Source organism: Pseudomonas lactucae (genome assembly GCF_036688725.1).
Classification (GTDB): domain Bacteria; phylum Pseudomonadota; class Gammaproteobacteria; order Pseudomonadales; family Pseudomonadaceae; genus Aquipseudomonas; species Aquipseudomonas lactucae.
Genome location: NZ_JAQQPT010000005.1, coordinates 74,351 through 95,022, shown reverse-complemented (window position 1 = coordinate 95,022; position 20,672 = coordinate 74,351). Strand labels below are relative to the sequence as shown.

Sequence of the window (20,672 nt, the reverse complement as noted above, 5' to 3'; positions counted from 1 at the left end):
GCCGCTATCGCGGGCAAGCCCGGCTCCCACAGGGGGGAAGTGTCAATCCGGGAAAATAATCAGCGGGTCGACACTGGGCGTTTCACCCAGACTGGCGACAGGCTCGAACCGGAGCCTGTGACATACAGCACCGCCGCTTCGCCACGTTCCAACGCAACCGGCTTCACATCGCCGACTTTCTTGTCACCGTCATACAACGCCAGGCTCACTTTCACCGGGTTGATTTCACGCTCGCCACGGCCCTTGGCCGCCACCGACTTGACCACATCGGTCTTGCCGTCGGCGGTTTTCAGGGTCAGGGCCTTGTCGCTGAGGTTCTGCACGCGCACCAGGGATTTCTGCTTGTTCTTGAACGGCGGTTCTTCGATCAGCTGGGGCTGGCCGCTGCCGCTGTTGACCAGGGTGTAGTAGTGGTCGGCGGCGAGTTTGACCGGTACGGTCTGGCTGCCGACCTTGGCGCTGTAGTCACCGCCCGGCATAAAGCTGAAGTCGCTGCTGGCCAGGGGCGCAACCTCGCTGAGGTTGGTGTTGCCGACGGTGGCGCTGACCTCCTGGTTGCTGGCGTTGTAGATGCGCACGAAGCTCGATCCTTTTGGCGCGACAGGGCCGTACAGGGCGGCATCACCACCGGCGAAGGCCGACATCGATACGACGCTCAGGCCGGCAGCGATGGCCAGAGTCTTGGCGAGACGACGAGGAGTTGTAGTGAAAGTCATGTGAGTTACCTCTCTTTCAGTTTTGCGCCCGGTCGGGCGTCTCGGGTTTCTGATTTTTAAAAGCAGGGGTGTTGATAGCCATGTTTTGTTGGCGCGAACCGGCTTGTTTAAGCTGCGCAACCCACGCGGGGTCGGCATCGCCGATTTCGTTGTTGACGGGCAGATAGCGTTCAGGGAACTCCCAGATCAGCACCTGTGGCGGGCTGTTCTTGAAGTCGTCGCTTTTGAGGTAGCTGAGCATCGGCAGGATCGGGCCGTGGCCGTCTTCGGCGTAGCTGACCACGTCGCTGCCCAGGGCTTGCTTGAGGGCGCCGACGAAGTTCCAGTTGGGGTTGGCGCTGTAGCTGGTACCGACCAGGGCCACCGGGGTTTCGCTGTCGCTGAACAGCGCGTCGTCGCCTTTCTCTTCGGCCAGGTGCGTGACGCGTTTTTCCAATGGCTCTTTAGGTGGCATCAGGTTTTCGAACAGCGGATCCAGCGGCAGGAACAGACGCAGGTCGCCTTTATGCGGCTCGATTTTTTCCGCTTCGGTGATAAAGCGCTGTGGCTCGCCGCTCAGTGGCGTCTTGTCGGCAATCGCCTTGGCCAATTGCTTGGCGGCGATTTCCGCACCGTCCGGTGTCCAGTGAGTGTCGGTGCGCAGGAACACTTGCTTGCCGGCGAGCTTGGCTTGTTGCAGCGGGCCGAGCAGGTCCGGGGCAGGGATCTTGTCTGCCGCCACGCGGGCGTGGAAGTCCTGGTACAGGTTGGCGTGGATGCTTGCCGGTTTCACCTCACCCAGGTGCTCCGGGTACAGGCGTACCTTGGCCGGCACGATCGCCATCACCAGTTGGATACCCTGGGCCTTGAGCTTCTGGCGTACGCCTTCGACCAGCGCGTAGTTGCCTTGCAGGTTCTGGTCTTCGTTGACGGCGGGGTTGAATTCCTCGTCGCTGTACAACCAGTGATCGCGGCCCAGCACCACGCCAGGGCGACCTTCGTTGAACAGCTTGTAGTCCAGCGCCGCCCACAGGTTGGTGCCCAGGCGCTTGATCGGAAACTCGTCGTCGTAGTGCGTCTCGACGGCCTTGGTCCAGCGACCGTTGAGCACGGTCGCATCGGCGTTGGTGCTGAAGCCGAAGAAACTGCGCAGCGACCAGGCGCCCAGGACCAGCAGCAGCGCCATGAACAGGCTGATATAGAGGACGCGTAATGAACGGGTCATGGTCGGCTCCCTCAGAATTGGAAGTAAAGGAACGGCGAGAAACTCTGCGCCGACAGTTTGAGAATCGACGCCACGAACAGCAGCAGCACCGCAGCGCGCATGGCGTAGCGTGGCCAGTCAGCGGTCCAGTAGGCTGGTTGCACGGCCGCGTCGCGGCCTACGCTGAAACCAGGCTCGTGGATGCTGCCGGGGTTGTCGCCCGGCACAGCCTTGATCAGGCTCGGATCGGCCGGCTTGGTCTTCTCTGCAGGGCGGTTGGTGTAGAAGTCGCGCAGGCCAAAGAACGCCAAGGTTGCATACGCCACCACCAGGGTTGCCACTTGCAGGCCGGTGAGGTTGGCGCGGTTGAGTTCCGACAGCGACCACTCGCCAAAGCTGAACATCGCGCCGTACATACGCCCGGCGACGTGCAGGTTTTCGGCGCGGAAGATCACCCAGCCCATCACCACCAGCAGGAAGGTGAAGGCCCAGCGCACCACGTTGAAGCTGCGTGGCGCGGTGTTCAGGCCGATGGCTTTTTCAATCGCCAGCCACATGCCGTGCCAGGCACCCCACACGATGTAAGTGATGTTCGCGCCGTGCCACAGGCCACCGAGCAACATGGTCAGGAACAGGTTGCGGTAAGTGGTCAGCGTGCCTTTACGGTTGCCGCCCAGGGTGATGTACAGGTAGTCACGCAGCCAGGTCGACAGGCTGATATGCCAGCGGCGCCAGAACTCGGTGATCGACTGGCTGATGTACGGCTGCTTGAAGTTTTCCATGAAGCGGAAACCCATCATCAAGCCCAGGCCGATGGCCATGTCGCTGTAGCCGGAGAAGTCGAAGTACAGCTGCGCGGTATACGCCAGCGCACCCAGCCAGGCGTCGCCGGTGGTGGGGTTTTGCAGGGCAAAGCAATGGTCGGCCACCACCGCCAGGGTGTCGGCGATGAAGACTTTCTTGATGAAACCCTGCATGAACCGCGTGCAGCCCTCGGAGAATTTATCCAGGGTATGGGTGCGGTTGTTGAACTGGTCGGCCAGGTCGCGAAAACGCAATACGGGACCGGCGATCAAGTGCGGGAAGATCGCCACGAACGCCGCAAAGTCGATGAGGTTGCGGGTTGCCGGGGTGTCACCACGGTACACGTCGATGATGTAGCTGATGGACTCGAAGATGTAGAACGAGATCCCGATCGGCAACAGCACGTGGGTGAGGATGAACGGCTCCAGGCCGGCCGACTTCATCATCACGTTGATGCTGTCGACACCGAAGTTGGCGTACTTGAAGTAGCCGAGGATGCACAGGTCAACCGCCACGCCGAGCAGCAGCCAGCGCTGGGCCGGCTTGGTGCGCACGCCGGCTGCGCCGACCTTGAGGCCGATCCAGTAGTTCCACAGCGTGACGGCCGCGAACAGCGCCAGGAAGTCCACTCGCCACCAGGCGTAGAACACGTAGCTGGCAATCAGCAGCAGCAGATTGCGATAGCGTTGCCCGCTCAAGTAGTACAAGCCGAGAAAGATCGGCAAGAACAGAAACAGGAACACATTGGACGAGAAAACCATCCCGATCTCTCCATGTTTAACCAACAGTCAAGGGCCGCAGCCCCCCCAAACCCCCCCACGATTTCGGGGGAGGCTGTGATCGTTCCCACGCTCTGCGTGGGAATGCCTCTTGTGACGCTCTGCGTCACGCTTTGGGACGCAGAGCGTCCTGTGCTGCATTCCCACGCAGAGCGTGGGAACGATCAGCGACTAGCTGCCTTTGTTGCCTTTCTCGTGCGTCGGGTCGTAGACCTTGGTCAGGTCACCCCCCAGGCGGAAGGTCTTGAACGGTTGCATCCCGTGCTTGCGCTCGATCACATCCGGAGCGCAGGTGTAGAGGGTGCAGAACGGCTCAAGCCAGGCGTATTTCATGTCCTCCTTGAGGTCTTTCATGTCCTGTTCCTTGCCGTTCTTCTGCTCGAAGATTTCCGGGTCCTTGACCCCAGCCAGCACTTTGTCGCCCAGGCGCTTGAGCGCGCTGTTGTTTTCCTGGCGCAGGTCCACGCCGTTGACCAGGGCAAAACTGGCGATCATCGACAACGGCGGCAGGGCGTAGTTGTGGTACGACAAGGCGCGTTGCTGACGCTTCAATTCGTTGGGCAAAAAGCCCTGGTCGTCGACCTGGTTGACGCCGACCTTGTATTCCTTGACGGCCCAATCAAACAGGTCGCGACGGTTGGTGGCGATGGAGGTCGCCATCACCGACCAGGCGGCCCAGTACGAATGGTTGTTGGTTTTTTCCAGCGGCAGGTTGTCCCAGTCGCTCACCACCTGATCGGCCAGTTTGTTGAACCAGGCTTCGATCAGTTGCGACTCCTGCTGGTGGTTGGCCAGTGGGTGCGAGTCGGAAAACTTCAGGCGCACATAGGCCGAAGCCATGCTGCCCAGCGCCCATTTGCGCATGGACTTGCCGGTGTGGTTGAAGTCCTTGGACATCAACGCATCGGCCTTGGCCCATGACACCAGCCAGTTCAGCGTGCATTCGAGCTGCTCCGGACGGCCGTCGCGCATGAACTGCATCACGCGCTTGCTGGTGTCTTTTTCCAGCTTGGTGATGTCGGCGGTGCTGTCACGAAAGGCTTTTTCCGACTGCACATTCAGCGTCGAACGCGCCTTGTCGGAGCCTTCGTACTTGCTGCGAAATTGCAGGGGCCCGGTATAGGGCGTCGGCATGGTGTCGCAGCTTTCCTTGGAGGCGCCGGTCTTGAGCGATTCGATCGGTGCGAAATAGCCCTGGGGCGGACGCAGCGGCGCGGCGGCGTTGACTGAACCGGCAAACATCGCCAGGCCCAGCAGTGTTGGGATCAATAACTTCTGCATAGGTAACCTCATTGCCCGGTTGAGGCGGTCTGTTGACCACCGGCCGGGAATACGTTGCGTGTGCAAATTTTCGCTTCGACTTTCTGCGCGGCAGCGCCCGCTTCAGGGCCCTGCACTTCCACGGCCAGCAAGTTCTGCGAGGCCCAGTCTTCATCGGTGCGCAGTTCAAAGGCGAAACGCCCGTCTGTATCGGATGTTTCGGGTTTCTCGATCTTGATGTCCTCGTGGCGCCCGTTCATGTACCAGAGGGTGGCTTGCAAGGTTTTCACCGACGGATCGGCGAAGCGGATATCGACCTGGTGATTGGCATTACGCAGGTCTTTGTTCGAGCTGTTGACCATCAATTCGTTCTTGCCGGGTTTGAGCGTGGTGCTCGCGCTCATCTGTGCGGTCTTGCCTTCACAGCCGTTGTCGAGCAGCGCCATCATCTGGCGGTAGATGGTTTCCTGGTCCAGGCGATACAGCGGCGAGAATTCCCAGATCAGGATTTTCGGCGGGTTTTTCTGGAATTCTTCGCTGCCCAGGTACTGGATCATCGAACCTTCCAGGCCACCGCCGGGAAAGGCGACGTTGAGGATGTCGGCGCCGATTTCTTCTTCCAGGAACCCGGCGAAGTTGTAGTTCTTGCCGCTGTGACTGGTGCCCACGAGCGTGATCTGCGGGTTGCCCGAATCGCCGAACAGGTCGCCGTCGCCCGCTTCGCCCTTGGGCTCGGTGGTGAACTGGTCCATGTACTGGATCGCGTAGCTGGTGCCGCACAGTTGCCCGGCCATGTTGTGCAGGGTGCCGGTCTTGCCCATGCGCCCGGAGCGTTTGGTCTCGAATTCGCGCTTGGGGATATCGGCGAATTCAGGCAGTTGTTTGACCTTGGCCGCGACGATTTTGGCGGTGCGCTGGGCGCCGTAAGGGGTCCAGTGCTGGTCGCCGCGGAAATAGAAATCGTGAGCCGGCAGTTCATCCGGCAATTGCTCATTGGTCAACGGCGACAGGTCAGGCACCACGTAGCCCATCTTGGCGAAACGGCCGAGCATGGTCTTGTAGTTGGTCAACGCCTTGTCGAAATCGTACGAGGCTTTTTCTTCCGGGTTGAGCTTGTTGCGGTTCACCAGGCCACGGGTCGGCTGGTAGACCAGCACCAGTTCCACGCCCTTGCTTTTGAACGCATCGTGCAGCTGTTGCAGGCGTTTGTAGCCGGAGGGGCTGGTGTCGAATTCGGTGCGCAAGTCTTCCTGGGTACGGAACAGCCAGTCGCCCTGGGCTTGCACCAGGGTGGTGAAGTTCTGCTGGTAGCGCGTGGTGTAGTTCTTCGCGTCATGGGCGGCCGGGCACAGGCTGCAGCACGGTTCGGCGGTGAAGGTCGGGGCTTTCACCTCATCGGCGCGTACGCCTTGGCTGGCCGCGAGCAGGCCGAGGGTCAGACCCGAGAGGCTCAGCAGTTTGATCATGTGTGGGTGCATAAGGGTCATCCTCAGTCCTGCATTTCGGTCTGGCGTTCGACAGGGTCGATCAGCACGGCTTTCTGCTGGCGCACCAGCAGGTCGAGAATCTCTTCCTGGCGATCGCCAAGAACACCGGAGAAGCTGATGCCGCTGGATTTGGTCGGCGCCAGCATCGACACGCGGTACAGCTCGATGCTCAACGGCGAATCGATGGACAGCGGCCCGCTGCCGTTACCCGCCAGCTCACCGCCGACCACGATCAGCGAAACCTTGGCATCGAACGGGTCGAGGGCGATGTCACGGTCGGTGTCGGTCAGATCCTTGATGTGGCCGTACACGCCGGTCAGGCCGTTGGCCATGGCGGTGTTCTCGTACAGCTTGATGTTCACGCTGTTACGCACGCGGATGCCGTGGCGCCGGTTGCTGATCACCTTGTTGCCCCACAGCAGGTTGTCACCGCTCTCATAGAGGGTTATGCCGTCGGTGTGGTTGCGGTAGATCTCGTTGTCGGCGATCAGGTTGTTCACGCTGTTACGGTCGATCACCAGGCCCGAGAGTTTGTTCTCGTAGCTGCGGTTGTTGAAGATGAAGCTGTCGTTCACTTCCCGGGAAATGATGATGCCGTGCTTCTTCTTGGTGCCATATACGGTGTTGTCCGCGATGATCAGGCCGTGGGAACGGTCGTGGGGGTCAATGCCGTAGACGATGTTGTCTTTGTAGGTGTTGCCCTTGATCACAAAGCCGGTGGTCTCGTAGCAGTAGAAGCCGTACCACATGTCCGAGAACTCGGAATCGATGATCCAGCCGGTCGGTTCCGCACGCTTGAGCACCTTGGCCATGTTCGGCGTGTACTGGGAAATACTCACCCCGTACGACTTACTGTTGGCGTAGCCGAAACTGGCCATCTTGCTGTTGGCGATGTAGGTCTCGGTGCCGCCCCAGGCCAGCAGGAATGGGCGAAATTCCTTGGGCGACTTGAACAGCGCCGGGCCATTGGCCTTCTCGTCCCAACCGGTGATCTTGGTGTCGCGCACGAACAGCTGGCCGTCGTTGATCAGGAACGAACCGGCTTGCTGGGACAGGCGCAGTTCCTGGGTTTTCTTATCGATTTCCAGGATGCCTTTGCGCCCGACCACAATCGGCAACTTGGCCAGGAACACCCCCGGTGAGATTTCGCTCAGGTACTGCTTGGGCACTTTGCCGAGCAGGTCCTTGAGGTTCATATAGCCGTCGTCGACAAAGATCGCCTGGGGAATGCCGTGCTGGCGCACTACCCATTCGGCCATCTTGTTATCGCCGCCGATAAAGTCCTTGAGCGCGTCTTCCTGCATCATGCGACGGATGCTGACTTTGCCGGGTTTGCCGCGCACGATCTTTTTCTCGATGGCGGCGCTGGTGTAGCCCGACAGGTCGGGCAGGGCCGGCTTGGCCATTTCCAGCGGCGCGGTCGGCGGGCTGGAAATGGTGTAGGTCTTGGCCTGCTGGAGTTCCTTGGCGATGGTCGGCGCCTTGGCCGCCGTATCGGCAAACGCTGTGGCGCTGGCCATCAGCATTGCCGCGACGAGTAGGCTTTGAGCATTCATTGCACAGGCTCCCATCAGAATTTCCAGATCACGTCGACAAAGGCGCGGTGCATGTACGAGTCGACCTGGCTGCCATAGGCGTCGCCCGGTTTGAACACACCGGCACGAAAGCGCACCAGCGCCGACGGCTCTTCGACCGACTGGCTCAACGCGGCTGGCAACAGGCCGGTCTTGAAGTACTTGGTGACCACCAGGTCCATCTCCTGACCCAGGTCTTTCTTGCCGTCTTCCAGCGGCAGGGACGTGCTGGACAGAATCGCGCCGGTCACGTCGTCGGTGTTGTTCTGCACCGCATCGATGCCGTTGCTGCCCACTGGCTTGTTGCCGTCGACGCGCCAGAACTTGTGGTACACCAGGCTTGCGTCGTAGTCCTCGCGCAGTTGCCAGGAACCGAACAGGCTCATGGACTGCATGTTGTTCATCTCGCCACGGAACGCTTCGCCGAAGCGGTGCACGCGAGACTGGGTGCCGGTCCAGTTCGAACGGTTGCTTTGCAGGCCGTTCTGCTCGTACTCGGCGCTGGCGCGGGCATAGGCCGCACCCACTTGCCACTGCGGGTCGAGACGCAGGCGGATGCCCAGGTCGGTGGCCCAACCGCTCACGTCATCGCTGCGCTTGGCGTTGGTGGGGCGGGTGCCGTCGGCGTTCAGCGCGTTGACGGTGTCGCGGTCGCCCTGCATGCCGGTGATGCTGGCCCAGTAGTTGACGGTGTTGGTGTTGCGCCAGTTATAGGCATCGCTGTTGGCTTCGATGCCGAGCCAGGTCAGGTCGCCGTTCTCGCGCTTGTCCAGCGAGTCGGTGGGCACGCCCGGTTGCGGGTAGTCGAGCTTGCCGTTGTCATGGGTGTGGTGACCGCGCAGGCCGATCCACTGGCCCGGCGTCCACTGGTAGGACGCGTCGGCGTAGAGGTGCTGGCGGTCCTTGTCCTTGGGCGACAGTTCCTTGAGGTCGGTGCGGTATTCGCTGAAACGCTCGGCGACGCCGACATTGGCCTTGAGCAAGGTGGTGTCGAAGGTCCAGTTCAGCGCTTCGATGTTGGTGTCGCGCCATTGGCCGTCGTCATTGCGCAGGCGCTGGCGGCCAAGCTTGAGGATCTCGCCGGGGTAGGGCGTGAAGCCGCTGTAGCCGACCCAGAACTCGCGCATGGCCAGGTAGTTTTTCTTGGTCTTGCGGTCGCTGTTGCTGGTCTGCTGGTTTTCGTCATCGGCCGACTGTTGCAGGGTGTCGGTCTCGATGATGTCGCTGGAAGCAACGGCCTGGCCCATGGCGTAGGCGCTCCAGTTGCCGCTTTCGCCGTAGATCCAGGGGCGCAGGTCGATACCGACGCCGTTGACGTCGCCGCCTTTCTGCGTGCCGAGGTCACGGTCGTCTTCGGACTGGCCGGTGATTTTGACTTCCAGACCGAAGTTCTTGGCTTCGGTCAGCGCCGCCAGGGTCGGGCACGACCACAGCAGGGCGAAGGTCAGGCCGATACCAGCCTTGACGAATGGATTGAGCTTCATAGGGATTCCTCGCCGTCGTCTTCTTCATCCAGAGCGTGCAGTTGCAACGTGCTCTGGGCCAGGGTGCCGCGCGCAGCCAGTTCCTGTTGCACCAGGCGTTGGCCCTGGGCGCGTTGTTCCGGCGTCAGGGGCGCTTCGAGCTGGGCCGCCAGGTCATTGGCTTCGGGGGTGTCCTGGGCCTTGGCCAACTGGCTGAAGACATAGGCGTTGATGGGGTCGGGCTTGGTGCCCTTGCCTTGGGAAAACAGTTGGGCGATAGCGAAGTCGGCGCTGTTCTGGCCGTTACGCGCAGCGGTGAGCAGGTGGTCCAGGGCTTTTTGCGGGTAGACCTTGCCCAGGTAGCCACGGCGGTAGATCTGGCCGAGGTAGTAATCGGCGGCGACTTCCCTGCCCACGGCTTTTTCGAAGTGCGCTTGCGCGGCCTTGGCGTCGGCCGGCACCCACTTGCCTTCGTAGTAGAGCTTGCCCAGCAGCAGTTCGGCGCGTGGCTGGTCGGCGGCGCGGCCGTTGTCGAGGTACTTCATCATCTGGTCGACGTCGCCCAGTTCGGGGAAGTCGTAGAGCAGTTGCGCCAGGCTGACCCAGGACGCCGGGTAGCCAGGGGCGATTTTTTCCAGCAGGGCCTGGGCGGTTTTTTCGTCCGGGGTGCCCAGGGTGGCATCGCCGAGCACGCGGGCGACGCTGTCGACCCGCTGGGCGGTGACGGTTCCCGCGCTGTAGCCGGCTTCCATCTGCTTGAGCAGTTCGGCCTGTTTCTCCGGCTGCTGTTTTTTCTGGTAGACCGTGGCCAGCTCGACATAGCAGATGTCGGTGGTATTCAGCGCGGCCTTGCAGATGCGCTCCACATCATCCAGGTGCTGGTCGTAGGTGCCCTGGGTGCGATACAGCAGCACCTGGGCCAGACCGGCTTCCGAGTAACCGGCGGCTTGCCATTTACTGATCTGCTGCTGGGCGTTCACGTTGGGGAAGCTGTGCGGGTATTGCAGGTACAGCATCGCCAGCGGGATCAGGGTGTTGCCTTCGCCATTGGCAAAGGCTTTTTTCAGCAGGCCTTCGGCTTCATGGTGTTCGGCTTCGGTGCTGCCGGGCTTGGCCACCAGCAGGCGACCGAGGCGGGCCTGGGCACGCGGCGAGGTCGCTGCCGCTGCGCGATAAGTGGCCTCGGCCTGTTTGATCTGTGCCGGGTCGCGGGTGCCGACCTGGATATCGGCCAGGCCCACCTGGGCTTCGCTGTAACCCAGCTCTGCCAGTTGCTGGTAATTCTGCTGGGCGGTGACGGTGTCGCCGCGCTTCAATGCTTCGTTGGCCAGGCGTTGGTCGGGCAGGCCGGCGCAACCGGCGAGGCTGACGGCCAGGGCAAGCAGAGCTACCGAACCAAAGTGGGCAATGTCTTTGTGGCGAGGGAGCTTGCTCCCGCTGGGGTGCGCAGCGCCCCCAAGAGCCGGCTCCAGCTGCGCTGTCGAGCGGGAGCAAGCTCCCTCGCCACAGCAAGCCCGCTCCCACAGGGATTGTTTTGTTCTTGAAATAGGGTTCACAGGCATGTCCTCGCTTACAGACCGTGAGCCATGGCTTTATCGATCAGCCAGTTCAGCGATGGGCCACGGTCGCTGGTCACTTCTACCGGACGGCCGGCGTAGGTGCTGTCCAGCGGTGCATCAGGTTTGATCTGCACGCGGATGTCGGAGGACAGGTCGGCGCTGTTCAGGCTGGTGCTGCTGACGATGGTGCCGGTGCGCACTTGTTCTTCGTCGGCGACCTGGAAGGTCACCGGCGTGCCTGGGCGTACGTCACCGAACTGGCGATAGGTGAAGCGCGCTTCCACGTTGGCCTGGCTGCCGCGCGGCACCAATTGGAAGATCACATCGCCCTTGCTGGCGTACTGGCCGTCGGCGACCAGTTGCTGGGCAACCACGCAATCGCACGGCGAGGTCAGAGTGCCGGTCATTTGCTTGCCGAACAGCTCTTCAACCTTGGCCGGTTGCAGTTGGTCTTCGTCCAGATGGCCCTTGAGCACATCAAGCATGCTGGTGCTGAACGTCGCCAACGGTGCGCCTTTGGCGGCAACCGCGTCACCTTTGAGCAGGCTTTGCACGGTGCCGTCGCGCGGCATGGTTACGTTCATGCCGGGTACGCTGACGAGGCCGGCCTGGGCGTGGCTGACGAAGTACATGCCGTAGATGGATTTGAACACGAACCCGAACGCGGCCAGGCCGACCAGGAAGATCGCCAGGCTGAACGTCACGGCGCGCAGCCGGCCGAAGAAGCTCATGCCACTGCCGCCGTCCTTGACCTTGCGTGCCTTGGTGAAGTTGTCGCGTTGCAGGGTCGCCAGCACGTCGCCCATGGTCACGATGTCGCCGGACAAGTGCGAGGTGATCAGGTGGCGCAGGGTGGAAATATCCTGGGCGTCGAGGTTCTGGAACTGGCACCCGGTACGGCCGCTCTGGCGGTCGTAGGAGCGGATCTGCAGCTCTACGTCCATGGCAAGGCCCAGGTTATCGATCACGAACTGCAGGCGGCCCTTATGTACTTGGCCGACGGTGAGCGGCTGGGTGGCGGTGAACGCCAGGCCGCCGGCGGACAGGTCGATCACCCGTGCTTCGGTCGGCGTGCGGTCGCTGTTGAAGAAGCGCAGCTTGGCCGGGATTTTGACCCGGGCATGCTGGCGCTGGGCTTCGGATTCGTGGACAACGTTGGCGTTTACTTGGCTGTTCATAATGTTCTAGTTCCTAGTTAATTCAGGCTTGGCAGGGTCAGACCATCATCAGCAACACGGCAACGAAGATGCTGCCGGCGGAGAAGGTCATGGTCCGAGACGACCAGGTGTTGAACCAACGTTGAAAGCTGGCCAAATCGCGGGTCAGTTTGGTGTCCTGGCGGGTCCAGGACTGTTGATCAAGGCGGAAGAACACGTAGATCTTCACTAGTGCGCCCATGATCTGGTTGTAATAGAGAATCAGCGGGTAGGCCGGGCCGATCTTGTGCCCGGAGCACGACAGCAGCAGCGTGAGGATCAGGCGGGTGATACCGATCCACAGCAGGTACGCGAGGATGAACGCGCCGCCGTACTTGAAGGTGGCGATGATTGCCACGGTCAGGCCGAGCAGGGAGGTCCACATCGACACGCGCTGGTCAAACAGCACCACGCTGGTGAACAGACCCAGGCGGCTTACGCCCAGGCCCAGTGCACGGGAGTTCTGGCGCAGGTTGTTGCCGTACCAGCGGAACATCAGCTTGCGGCTGGCCTTGATAAAGCTCTTTTCCGGCGGGTGTTCCACGGTGTTGATCGCGGCGTCCGGCACGTAGAACGTGTCGTAGCCCAGGCGCATCAGGCTGAACCAGCTGGACTTGTCGTCACCGGTGAGGAACTTGAAACGGCCCAGGCGCCAGTGTTGCAGCGAGTCGCTTTCCACGTCGGCGATAAAGCCCGGGTCGGTGACCACGCTGGCGCGGAACACCGACATGCGACCGGTCATGGTCAGCACGCGCTTGGACAGGGCCATGGAGCACATGTTGATGTGGCGCTGGGCGAAGCGCAGCTTGTGCCATTCGCTCATGATGTAGCCGCCGCGCACTTCGCAGAATTCGTTGGTGGTCAGGCCACCGACGTTGCCGAACAGTTGGAACCACGGCACGGTCTTGCGTACCACGCCTTCGGCGAGCACGGTGTCGCCATCGATCACCGCTACCACGGCGCGGTCATCCGGCAGGTGGCGGGAGATGGCGCGGAAACCGAAGGCCAGGCCGTCGCGCTTGCCGGTACCGGCGATGCGCACGAAGTCGAGCTTGACGTGTTCGGGCGGGTTCATCTTTTCCCAGAGGCTCTTGACCAGCAGCTCATCGGACATTTCCACCAGCGAGCAGACCACGGTGGTGGGGAAGCCGCATTCGATGGCTTCGCGGATCACCGAGCTGTAGACCTGCGCGGTGGTCAGCGCATCGATGCGGAAACTGGTGACCATCAGGAACACGTGGGACGGGTCGGCCGCCTTGCCCAGCTTGCGCACTTTGCGGCGCAGGTGCGGGTACACCACATACAGGAACAGCATGCCGCGAAAGAAATGCGTAGCACCCATCGAGTAGCGCCAGATACCGACGGCGCCAATCAGGAAAATAAAATTCTTCGACTCGGAGTCGAACGTACTCGCCGGCAATAGCAGGGCGAGACCCATCAGCAGGCTGAGGAAGAACAGCCAGCCGGCGGATTGCAGTAGTACGTGTTTTAACTTGGACATAAGCGTCATCCGAAGGTGAAGAAGGCTTCGCGCTGCACGTGCTGGGGATCAGGCCACGTGCAGCGCGAAACTTGCCGTTGCTGTTACCAGCAAATGCCTTCGGTACGGCCGTTCGCGCTGGTGGCCTTGGACATGAAGCCCACCAGGTCGATCACTTGCTTGCCGTCCGGAGCGTTCTGCGCCAGGGCGCGGAATTTCTCGTCACGGTTGCCCAGGATGATCACGTCGGAGTTGTTGATCACGTCGTCGAAGTCCGAGTTGAGCAGGGACGACACGTGCGGGATCTTGCCTTCGATGTAGTCCTTGTTCGCACCGTGGACACGGGCGTACTCGACGTTGCTGTCGTAGATGCTCAGGTCGAAGCCCTTGCCGATCAGCATTTCCGCCAGTTCCACCAACGGGCTTTCGCGCAGGTCGTCGGTGCCGGCCTTGAAGCTCAGGCCCAGCAGGGCGACTTTGCGTTTGTCGTGGCTGGAGACGATGTCGAAGGCGTTCTGCACCTGGGATTCATTGCTGCGCATCAGCGAGTTGAGCAGCGGCGCTTCCACGTCCAGGGAACTGGCGCGGTAGGTCAGGGCGCGTACGTCCTTGGGCAGGCACGAACCGCCGAACGCGAAGCCTGGGCGCATGTAGTACTGGGACAGGTTGAGGGTCTTGTCCTGGCAGACCACCTCCATCACTTCACGCCCGTCGACGCCGACGGCCTTGGCGATGTTGCCGATCTCGTTGGCGAACGTCACTTTGGTGGCGTGCCATACGTTGCAGGTGTACTTGATCATCTCGGCAACGGCGATGTCCTTGCGGATGATCGGCGCATCGAGTTCTTCGTACAGCGACTGCAAGACATCGCCCGACGCTTTGTCGAATTCACCGATAACGGTCATCGGTGGCAGGTCGTAGTCGGCGATGGCGGTGGATTCACGCAGGAATTCCGGGTTGACCGCGACGCCGAAATCGACGCCGGCTTTCTTGCCGGAGCAGTCTTCGAGGATCGGGATCACCACGTTGGCCACGGTGCCCGGCAGTACGGTGCTGCGTACCACCACGGTGTGGCGGGTGGCTTTGTCACGCAGGACAAAACCGATCTCGCGGCACACGGCTTCGATGTAATTGAGTTCCAGGTCGCCGTTTTTCTTGCTTGGCGTGCCGACGCAGATCATCGACAGGTCGGTATCGCGGATGGCTTCGGCGAAGTTGGTCGTGCCACGCAGTCGACCGGTTGCGATGCCTTGGTTCAACAGTTCGCCCAGACCCGGTTCAACGATCGGCGATTTGCCGGCATTGATCAGGTCGATCTTTTCCTTGGAGATGTCTACGCCGACCACGTCGTGGCCACGGGCAGACAGGCAACCGGCACAGACTGCGCCAACGTAACCCAAACCAAATATGCTGATGCGCATCGCATTTACCTCGTTGTCATTGAAGACGGTGTTAATTGTGCCAATAGATGGCCGGAGTTCATGTTTGCAAGCGTCACTAATGCCACGGAAGTTGGGCGAATAGACGCCGACTTACCGCGTACAGGCATGTTTAATAGTGAGTGACTAACTATTGCACTCAAGTTGTGCGCAACGTGGCCTTGTTATTGGGGCTTGCCCTCAAATGCAGCCAGTCTTCCGGGGGGAAGGATCTGACGCCGGCGCCGTAGAGCCTTGATAGAGGCGGTTAGCCCTTGGATATCAATCTCTTAAGCGTTGGCACCGACACATTTGGGTAAGCGCTGCCTTGGCCTATAGGGGATAGCAAATCATCCTTATCGCCGCCCTCAACTCATCTCAATTGATGATATGACCCGTGAGTCAAAGTTGATGAGGCAACTTTGCTACTTCCTTGGGTCGGTATGTAAGTCATCTCTTACAGGAACAGAGAATTTCGTTACCGGTGGTATGAGCAGTGGTTTTGGGTGAAGTTCCTGGCCGCTCATCCTGTTTGCCGAAATTTTTTGAAATATTGGAATAGATGGCACTGGTACTATATTGATAGCACTTGCTATTTGAGCCAGTAGTTACAGGTAGTTGGCGCGATGGGATAGTTTTGTGCCACTACTGATTGAAAAAAGTGGTGCCACTACGAAAAAAAACGACGAATGTCGAGTGAAAGAATTGTTAGAGTTGCTTCATGATGTTTTTTGACGCCAAATTAATGACGCTTGTGATGTGAAATGCAATCAAAAATGTGGGAGGGGCTTGCTCCCTCCCACATTTGATCTTCTGTGTCTGTCTCGCCTTATTCCGGTGCGTGATCGCGCAAAAACACCAGGTTATCCGGCTTGGACTGCTCCGCATTGAAGCGATAGCCCTGCACATCGAACTGCTTGAGCTTGGCCGGATCGTTGATGCGCTCTTGGATCACGAACCGGCTCATCATGCCGCGGGCTTTTTTGGCGTAGAAACTGATGATCTTGTACTGGCCGTTCTTGAGGTCCTTGAACTCGGTGTTGATGATCCGCGCGTTCAGGGCTGTGCGCTTGACCGCCGAGAAGTACTCGTTGGAGGCGAGGTTGAGCAGCACGTCATCGCCTTGCTCGGCCAGCGCTTCGTTGAGCCACTCGCTGATGCGGGTGCCCCAGAACGCGTACAAGTCCTTGCCACGCGCATTCGCCAGTTTGGTGCCCATTTCCAGGCGGTACGGCATCATCAGGTCCAGAGGGCGCAGCAGGCCGTACAGGCCCGAGAGCATGTGCAGGTGGTCCTGGGCGTAGCTGAAATCGGCGTCGTCGAAGGTTTCGGCGTTGAGACCGGTGTACACGTCGCCCTTGAAGGCGAGCAGCGCCTGCTTGGCATTCTCAGGGGTGAAGGCTGGGGTCCAGCTGCCGAAACGCGCGGCGTTGAGGCCACCGATCTTGTCGGACACGTGCATCAGCTCGCTGATTTGCGCCGGGCTCAGCGCGCGCAACTGTTCGATCAACTCTTGGGAGTGGTCGAGGTATTGCGGCTGGGTGAAGCGCGGGGTTACCGGCTTTGACTCGAAATCGAGGGTCTTGGCGGGGGAAATCACCATCAGCATGAAGTCGTCTCCTGTAATCGTGGGCGCGATTCTAGGGGCTGGGGCGTTTTGACTCCACCTATGATGGCGATAGGTACGATCCGCTATGATGGCCGGTAACTATGGAAAGGAAGACCCCGTGTGCGATTAGCGCTTTTATTGTCGGCTTGTTTGCTATGTGTCACCGCCCAAGCGGCGCCGGTGGACATCGCCAGCCTGGACCGCGACACCTGGCCCGAAAAACTCAGCAGCCCGGCGCTGTTCGATGTGGCTTCGCGCGCGGAAATCCTGATGTTCTCCCGCAGCCTGCTGGCCAGTGAAGCCCTGGATGAGGCGGCGCTCAAGCAGCGCCTGGGCTTGAAGATCATCAACCTGGCCGCCATCGACGACCTGCGTCGCCAACTCTGGCAGCGCCTGCTGGAGAACTACACGGCCGCCCAACAGAGCTGCGAGGAGGATGCCTCGTTCTGCTACCTGGTGGAAAACATGGACGACCTGCGCGAGGAGGCCGGCAAGTTCGAGGTCAGCGCAGATTCCTTCTATATAGGCTGGGCCGCTCCCAGCCACGCTTTCCATGCGCGCTACCTGGACGAACTGCTGCGCAAGGCCGCGCTGTTCCCGCAGATCAGCAGCGAAGTCGCGCGCTTTGGCGACCATGAGCGCAATGGTGATGAATTCAACGACCGTCTGTTCCTGCTGACTTTTGACGGCGGCCCGGCGCCGGTGAGCGGCAATACCGACTGGCTTGTCGACTATTTGCGCAAACAAAAGCTGAGCGCCACGTTCTTCGCCCTCGGCAGCAGCCTGCAAGCCCGCGTGGAGCGCAGTTCCGCCGCCGAGGTGGAGGCGTTGTACCAGGGTCAGTGCGTCGGCACCCAGGGCTGGCAATACCGCTCACACAGCCATTGGGTGGACTGGCAAAGTTCGATCACCCGCAGCGCCGCGCTGGTGCAGAACCTGATGCCGGAAAACTATGTGCCGCTGTTCCGCCCGCCTTATGGTCAACGCCGGGCGGACAGCCAGGGATTCTTCCAGTCGCAGGGTGTGCAGGTAGCGTTGTGGGACATCGATTCCCAGGACGAGCCGGGCAAGCTCAAGGCCGAAGAGTCGGCGCAACGGGTGCTGACGCTGATGCTGTTGTGGCGCAAAGGGGTGATTGTGTTTCACGACACCCAGGACAAGGCGCGGGTGGCATTGCCGCTGTTGTTGCAGGCAACGGCGCAGAGTGGCCTGGGGTGGCAGGACTGCCGCGAGGCATTTCGTTGAGGTGCCCGGCCCTGTTGGGGTTGGGGTGTTTTCGGGGCAATTTTCTGCGACATTTCGATACAGGCCGACTTCCGACTTTAACGGGGTGCATGGTACTCGGCTAGTGCTATTCGTCATCCTGAAAAATAAACTTCAAAAAAGCGTCAAAGTGCTTTTTCCTGTCATGGGTTTTGCGGTATTACGAAGTCAGACCGCCGAAACCTGCAACACAGGTGGCGTCTTACAAGACTCCTCATGTGGGCACTGCGCTTGACGTCACTCAAGGTGCAGTCGGTGGTCGAATCGAGGCGCAGCACCGCCCAGGTATTGCGTCGAATGGCTCCCACAAAGGTGACCGAGTATGGATGATCATGGACGTAACCCTTCTTCCGACCAGCCAATCCTTTATGTGCTTGATACCAATGTACTGATCCACGATCCAAACGCACTGCTGAACTTTGAAGAACACCACGTCGCCATCCCGATGATCGTGCTTGAGGAGCTCGACAAACTCAAAAGCGGGCACCACAGCGTCGCCGCCGAATGCCGCCAGGCCATTCGCCTGATCGACAAGACCCTGGGTGAAGCGTCGCCTGAAGATGTTGAGGTCGGCGTGCCGATCCAGCGCGGTAAAAGCGGACCCAAAGGCTTGCTGTCGATTCTGATGAGCAAGCGCGGCGAGCCCAACAGCCTGCTCCCGGAAAACCTCAACGACAACAAAATCATCAACCAATTGATCGACCTGCACGCACGCGACAAGGACCTGCGCCTGGTGCTGGTGACCAAAGACATCAATATGCGCCTCAAGGCACGAGCGTGTGGGATCGCTGCCGAGGACTACAGTACCGACCAACTGGTCGACGACGTGTCGATGCTGTCGCGTGGGTATCACACGGTGACAGGCTCGTTCTGGGACCTCGTCAGCAAGGTCGAAACCCGTCAGGACCATGGCCGCACCTGGCACCAGGTACAGTTGATCGACAACCTACCGGCCGTGCATATCAATGAGTTCATCATCGACGAACAGGGCTTCGTGGGCTGGATCAAAGAAATCCAGGTCGACAAGCTGCTGATCCTCGACCTGCATCAGGAACCCCTGTTGCACCAGGAAGCCTGGGGCCTGAAACCGCGTGATGTCTACCAGAGCCTGGCGCTGTATGCGCTGCTCGATCCGGACATTCACCTGGTCAACCTGACCGGCGCCGCAGGCTCGGGTAAAACCATCCTCGCCCTGGCGGCCGCCATCGAACAGACCATGGTGACCAAGCGCTATCGCCGCATCATCGCCACCCGCAGCGTACAGGGCCTGGACCAGGAAATCGGTTTCCTGCCCGGCACCGAAGCGGAAAAAATGGAGCCGTGGCTGGGGGCGATCACCGACAACCTCGAAGCCTTGCACATGGATGACGAAAACACCCATGGCAGCGTCGACTACATCCTCAGCAAAGTGCCATTGCAGTTCAAATCCCTCAACTACATCCGAGGTCGCAGCTTCCAGCAGAGCCTGATACTGATCGATGAATGCCAGAACCTCACGCCGCACCAGATGAAAACCATCATCACCCGTGCCGGCGCCGGTTCCAAAGTGGTGTGCCTGGGCAACCTGGCGCAGATCGACACGCCTTACCTGTCCGCGACCAGCTCCGGGCTGACCTACCTGACGGAACGCTTCAAGGATTTCCCGAACGGCGTGCATATTGCGCTGCAAGGGGTGCCTCGCTCGATTCTGGCTGAATACGCCGAATCCCATCTCTGACCTTAAATACAGACTGAAACGGGCGACCCTGGGTCGCCCGTTGTGTTATCAGGCCATTTAGGTGCTGGGCGTAAAACGCTTTGGCGCGATCGGGAGCGTCCACGTACAGTGCGGTCTCAATGATTCGTTTGAGTTGAGGCATGGCTTGCTCCTTGTTGAAGAGTTGCTCCCTGAGATGGAATTCACAGCATGGTCACGGTTCTACTACGCAATATCGATTTGAATCTGTTGGTGGTGCTTGATGCGCTGCTCACCGAAAAGCACGTTACCCGTACCGGCGCGCGCCTGCATTTGAGCCAGCCGGCTATCAGCCACTCCCTGAGCAAGTTGCGGGTGCTGCTCGATGATCCGATCCTGATTCGCGAGGGCAACGAGGTTGTGCTCAGTGCTCTGGCCCAGAATATTCAGACGCCGCTGCGGGAGATTCTCAGCGGGATCGAGACGCTGTTTGGCAAGTCCATAGAATTTGACGCCGCCAGCTCCCAGCGTACGTTCCAGCTGGCGATGTCGGATTATGGCGCGGCGATTATCTTGCCCAAGTTGCTGGTGCGACTGCGCAGCGAGGCGCCGAACACGACCCTGGTGGTCACCCAGGGCAGTCGGCATGCGATGTTCGAACAAGTGGCACAGGGCAAGATCGACCTGGCCCTGGGAGTGTTTCCCAGCCTGACGACCGACGTGTCGATGGAGGTGTTGTTCGAGGAGAGTTTTTCCTGTCTGCTGGACCGGCGCACGCTGCCCAAGGACGGTGTGCTGGACTTGGAGAGCTACCTGGAGCGCCCCCATATCCAGGTGTCCATGGACGGTGGCGCCAATGGCGAGGTCGACAGCCTGCTGCGTGCCGAAGGCATGCGCCGACGGATCGCCGTCAGTGTGCCGCACTGGCGCACGGCGCCGAGCCTGCTGCACCACACCGACCTGATTCTCACCGTGGCGACACGTACCCTGGAAGACACCTTGCTTAACCCGGACCTGGTGCAACTGTCGCCACCGTTCAACATTCCGCGCTTTCCGTTTGTGCAGATCTGGCACCAGCGTTTCTGTGACGATCCGGCACATGCCTGGTTGCGCGAACAGGTCAAGCAAGTGGTGGCTCATACCGTGCAGGTCGACTGATCCGGTCGCAGGTGCAAGTTCTGACCGCCCATTGGCTCGTCATGAGCT

General features: G+C 60.3%; 15 protein-coding genes. 3 read left to right on the top strand and 12 right to left on the bottom strand.

Annotation, left to right across the window (positions count from 1 at the left end; all coding sequences use genetic code 11):
- Window positions 1-59: 59 nt before the first annotated feature.
- From V6M90_RS06945 to yaaA, 12 genes are all read right to left on the bottom strand, one after another.
- Window positions 60-716: an alginate O-acetyltransferase AlgF gene (locus V6M90_RS06945; RefSeq protein ID WP_305394421.1), complete on the bottom strand. Its 657-nt coding sequence runs from the start codon at window positions 714-716 to the stop codon at window positions 60-62.
- A 16-nt stretch (window positions 717-732) separates the two neighbouring features.
- Window positions 733-1,920 carry an alginate O-acetyltransferase gene (locus tag V6M90_RS06940; protein WP_141064047.1) on the bottom strand — a complete coding sequence of 396 codons (1,188 nt, stop codon included), beginning with the start codon at window positions 1,918-1,920 and terminating at the stop codon, window positions 733-735.
- Window positions 1,921-1,931: 11 nt separating this feature from the next.
- A complete protein-coding gene (locus V6M90_RS06935; RefSeq protein ID WP_078823315.1) occupies window positions 1,932-3,464 on the bottom strand; it encodes an MBOAT family O-acyltransferase in 1,533 nt (510 codons plus the stop codon).
- A gap of 189 nt (window positions 3,465-3,653) precedes the next feature.
- Entirely contained in the window at window positions 3,654-4,763 is a 1,110-nt protein-coding gene (locus V6M90_RS06930) for a mannuronate-specific alginate lyase (RefSeq protein WP_080547065.1), read from the bottom strand.
- Between the two features lie 8 nt (window positions 4,764-4,771).
- Window positions 4,772-6,220: an alginate O-acetyltransferase gene (locus tag V6M90_RS06925; RefSeq protein WP_003171921.1), complete on the bottom strand. Its 1,449-nt coding sequence runs from the start codon at window positions 6,218-6,220 to the stop codon at window positions 4,772-4,774.
- Between the two features lie 11 nt (window positions 6,221-6,231).
- Window positions 6,232-7,800, bottom strand: coding sequence for a mannuronan 5-epimerase AlgG (algG, locus tag V6M90_RS06920; protein ID WP_003171922.1), 1,569 nt, complete (start codon window positions 7,798-7,800; stop codon window positions 6,232-6,234).
- The gene (locus V6M90_RS06915; RefSeq protein WP_003171923.1) at window positions 7,800-9,287 is read right to left on the bottom strand and encodes an alginate export family protein; all 1,488 of its coding nucleotides are present in this window, start codon (window positions 9,285-9,287) and stop codon (window positions 7,800-7,802) included. Before V6M90_RS06915 ends, algG begins: the two co-directional genes overlap by 1 nt.
- Window positions 9,284-10,828 (bottom strand): alginate biosynthesis TPR repeat lipoprotein AlgK, encoded by a 1,545-nt coding sequence (gene algK, locus V6M90_RS06910; protein ID WP_305428534.1) that lies wholly within the window; start codon window positions 10,826-10,828, stop codon window positions 9,284-9,286. Before algK ends, V6M90_RS06915 begins: the two co-directional genes overlap by 4 nt.
- An 8-nt stretch (window positions 10,829-10,836) precedes the next feature.
- Window positions 10,837-12,003 (bottom strand): alginate biosynthesis protein Alg44, encoded by a 1,167-nt coding sequence (locus tag V6M90_RS06905; protein ID WP_141064050.1) that lies wholly within the window; start codon window positions 12,001-12,003, stop codon window positions 10,837-10,839.
- A gap of 37 nt (window positions 12,004-12,040) precedes the next feature.
- On the bottom strand, window positions 12,041-13,522 hold the full coding sequence (alg8, locus tag V6M90_RS06900) for a mannuronan synthase (protein WP_181408617.1): 1,482 nt from the start codon (window positions 13,520-13,522) through the stop codon (window positions 12,041-12,043).
- 83 nt (window positions 13,523-13,605) lie between these two features.
- Window positions 13,606-14,922, bottom strand: coding sequence for a nucleotide sugar dehydrogenase (locus tag V6M90_RS06895; RefSeq protein ID WP_305428535.1), 1,317 nt, complete (start codon window positions 14,920-14,922; stop codon window positions 13,606-13,608).
- 826 nt (window positions 14,923-15,748) lie between these two features.
- Window positions 15,749-16,528, bottom strand: a complete 780-nt coding sequence (yaaA, locus tag V6M90_RS06890) for a peroxide stress protein YaaA (RefSeq protein WP_332846236.1) — start codon at window positions 16,526-16,528, stop codon at window positions 15,749-15,751.
- Between the two features lie 120 nt (window positions 16,529-16,648).
- Between yaaA and V6M90_RS06885 the strand changes: the two genes are divergently transcribed.
- The 3 genes from V6M90_RS06885 to V6M90_RS06875 all read left to right on the top strand — a co-directional run bounded on the left by V6M90_RS06885 (window position 16,649) and on the right by V6M90_RS06875 (window position 20,624).
- Complete coding sequence (locus V6M90_RS06885) at window positions 16,649-17,773, top strand: polysaccharide deacetylase family protein (RefSeq protein ID WP_078823322.1); 1,125 nt, start codon at window positions 16,649-16,651, stop codon at window positions 17,771-17,773.
- A 340-nt stretch (window positions 17,774-18,113) separates the two neighbouring features.
- Complete coding sequence (locus tag V6M90_RS06880) at window positions 18,114-19,508, top strand: PhoH family protein (RefSeq protein WP_003171930.1); 1,395 nt, start codon at window positions 18,114-18,116, stop codon at window positions 19,506-19,508.
- A 189-nt stretch (window positions 19,509-19,697) separates the two neighbouring features.
- Window positions 19,698-20,624 carry a LysR family transcriptional regulator gene (locus V6M90_RS06875; RefSeq protein ID WP_078823327.1) on the top strand — a complete coding sequence of 309 codons (927 nt, stop codon included), beginning with the start codon at window positions 19,698-19,700 and terminating at the stop codon, window positions 20,622-20,624.
- The last annotated feature ends 48 nt before the right edge of the window (window positions 20,625-20,672 follow it).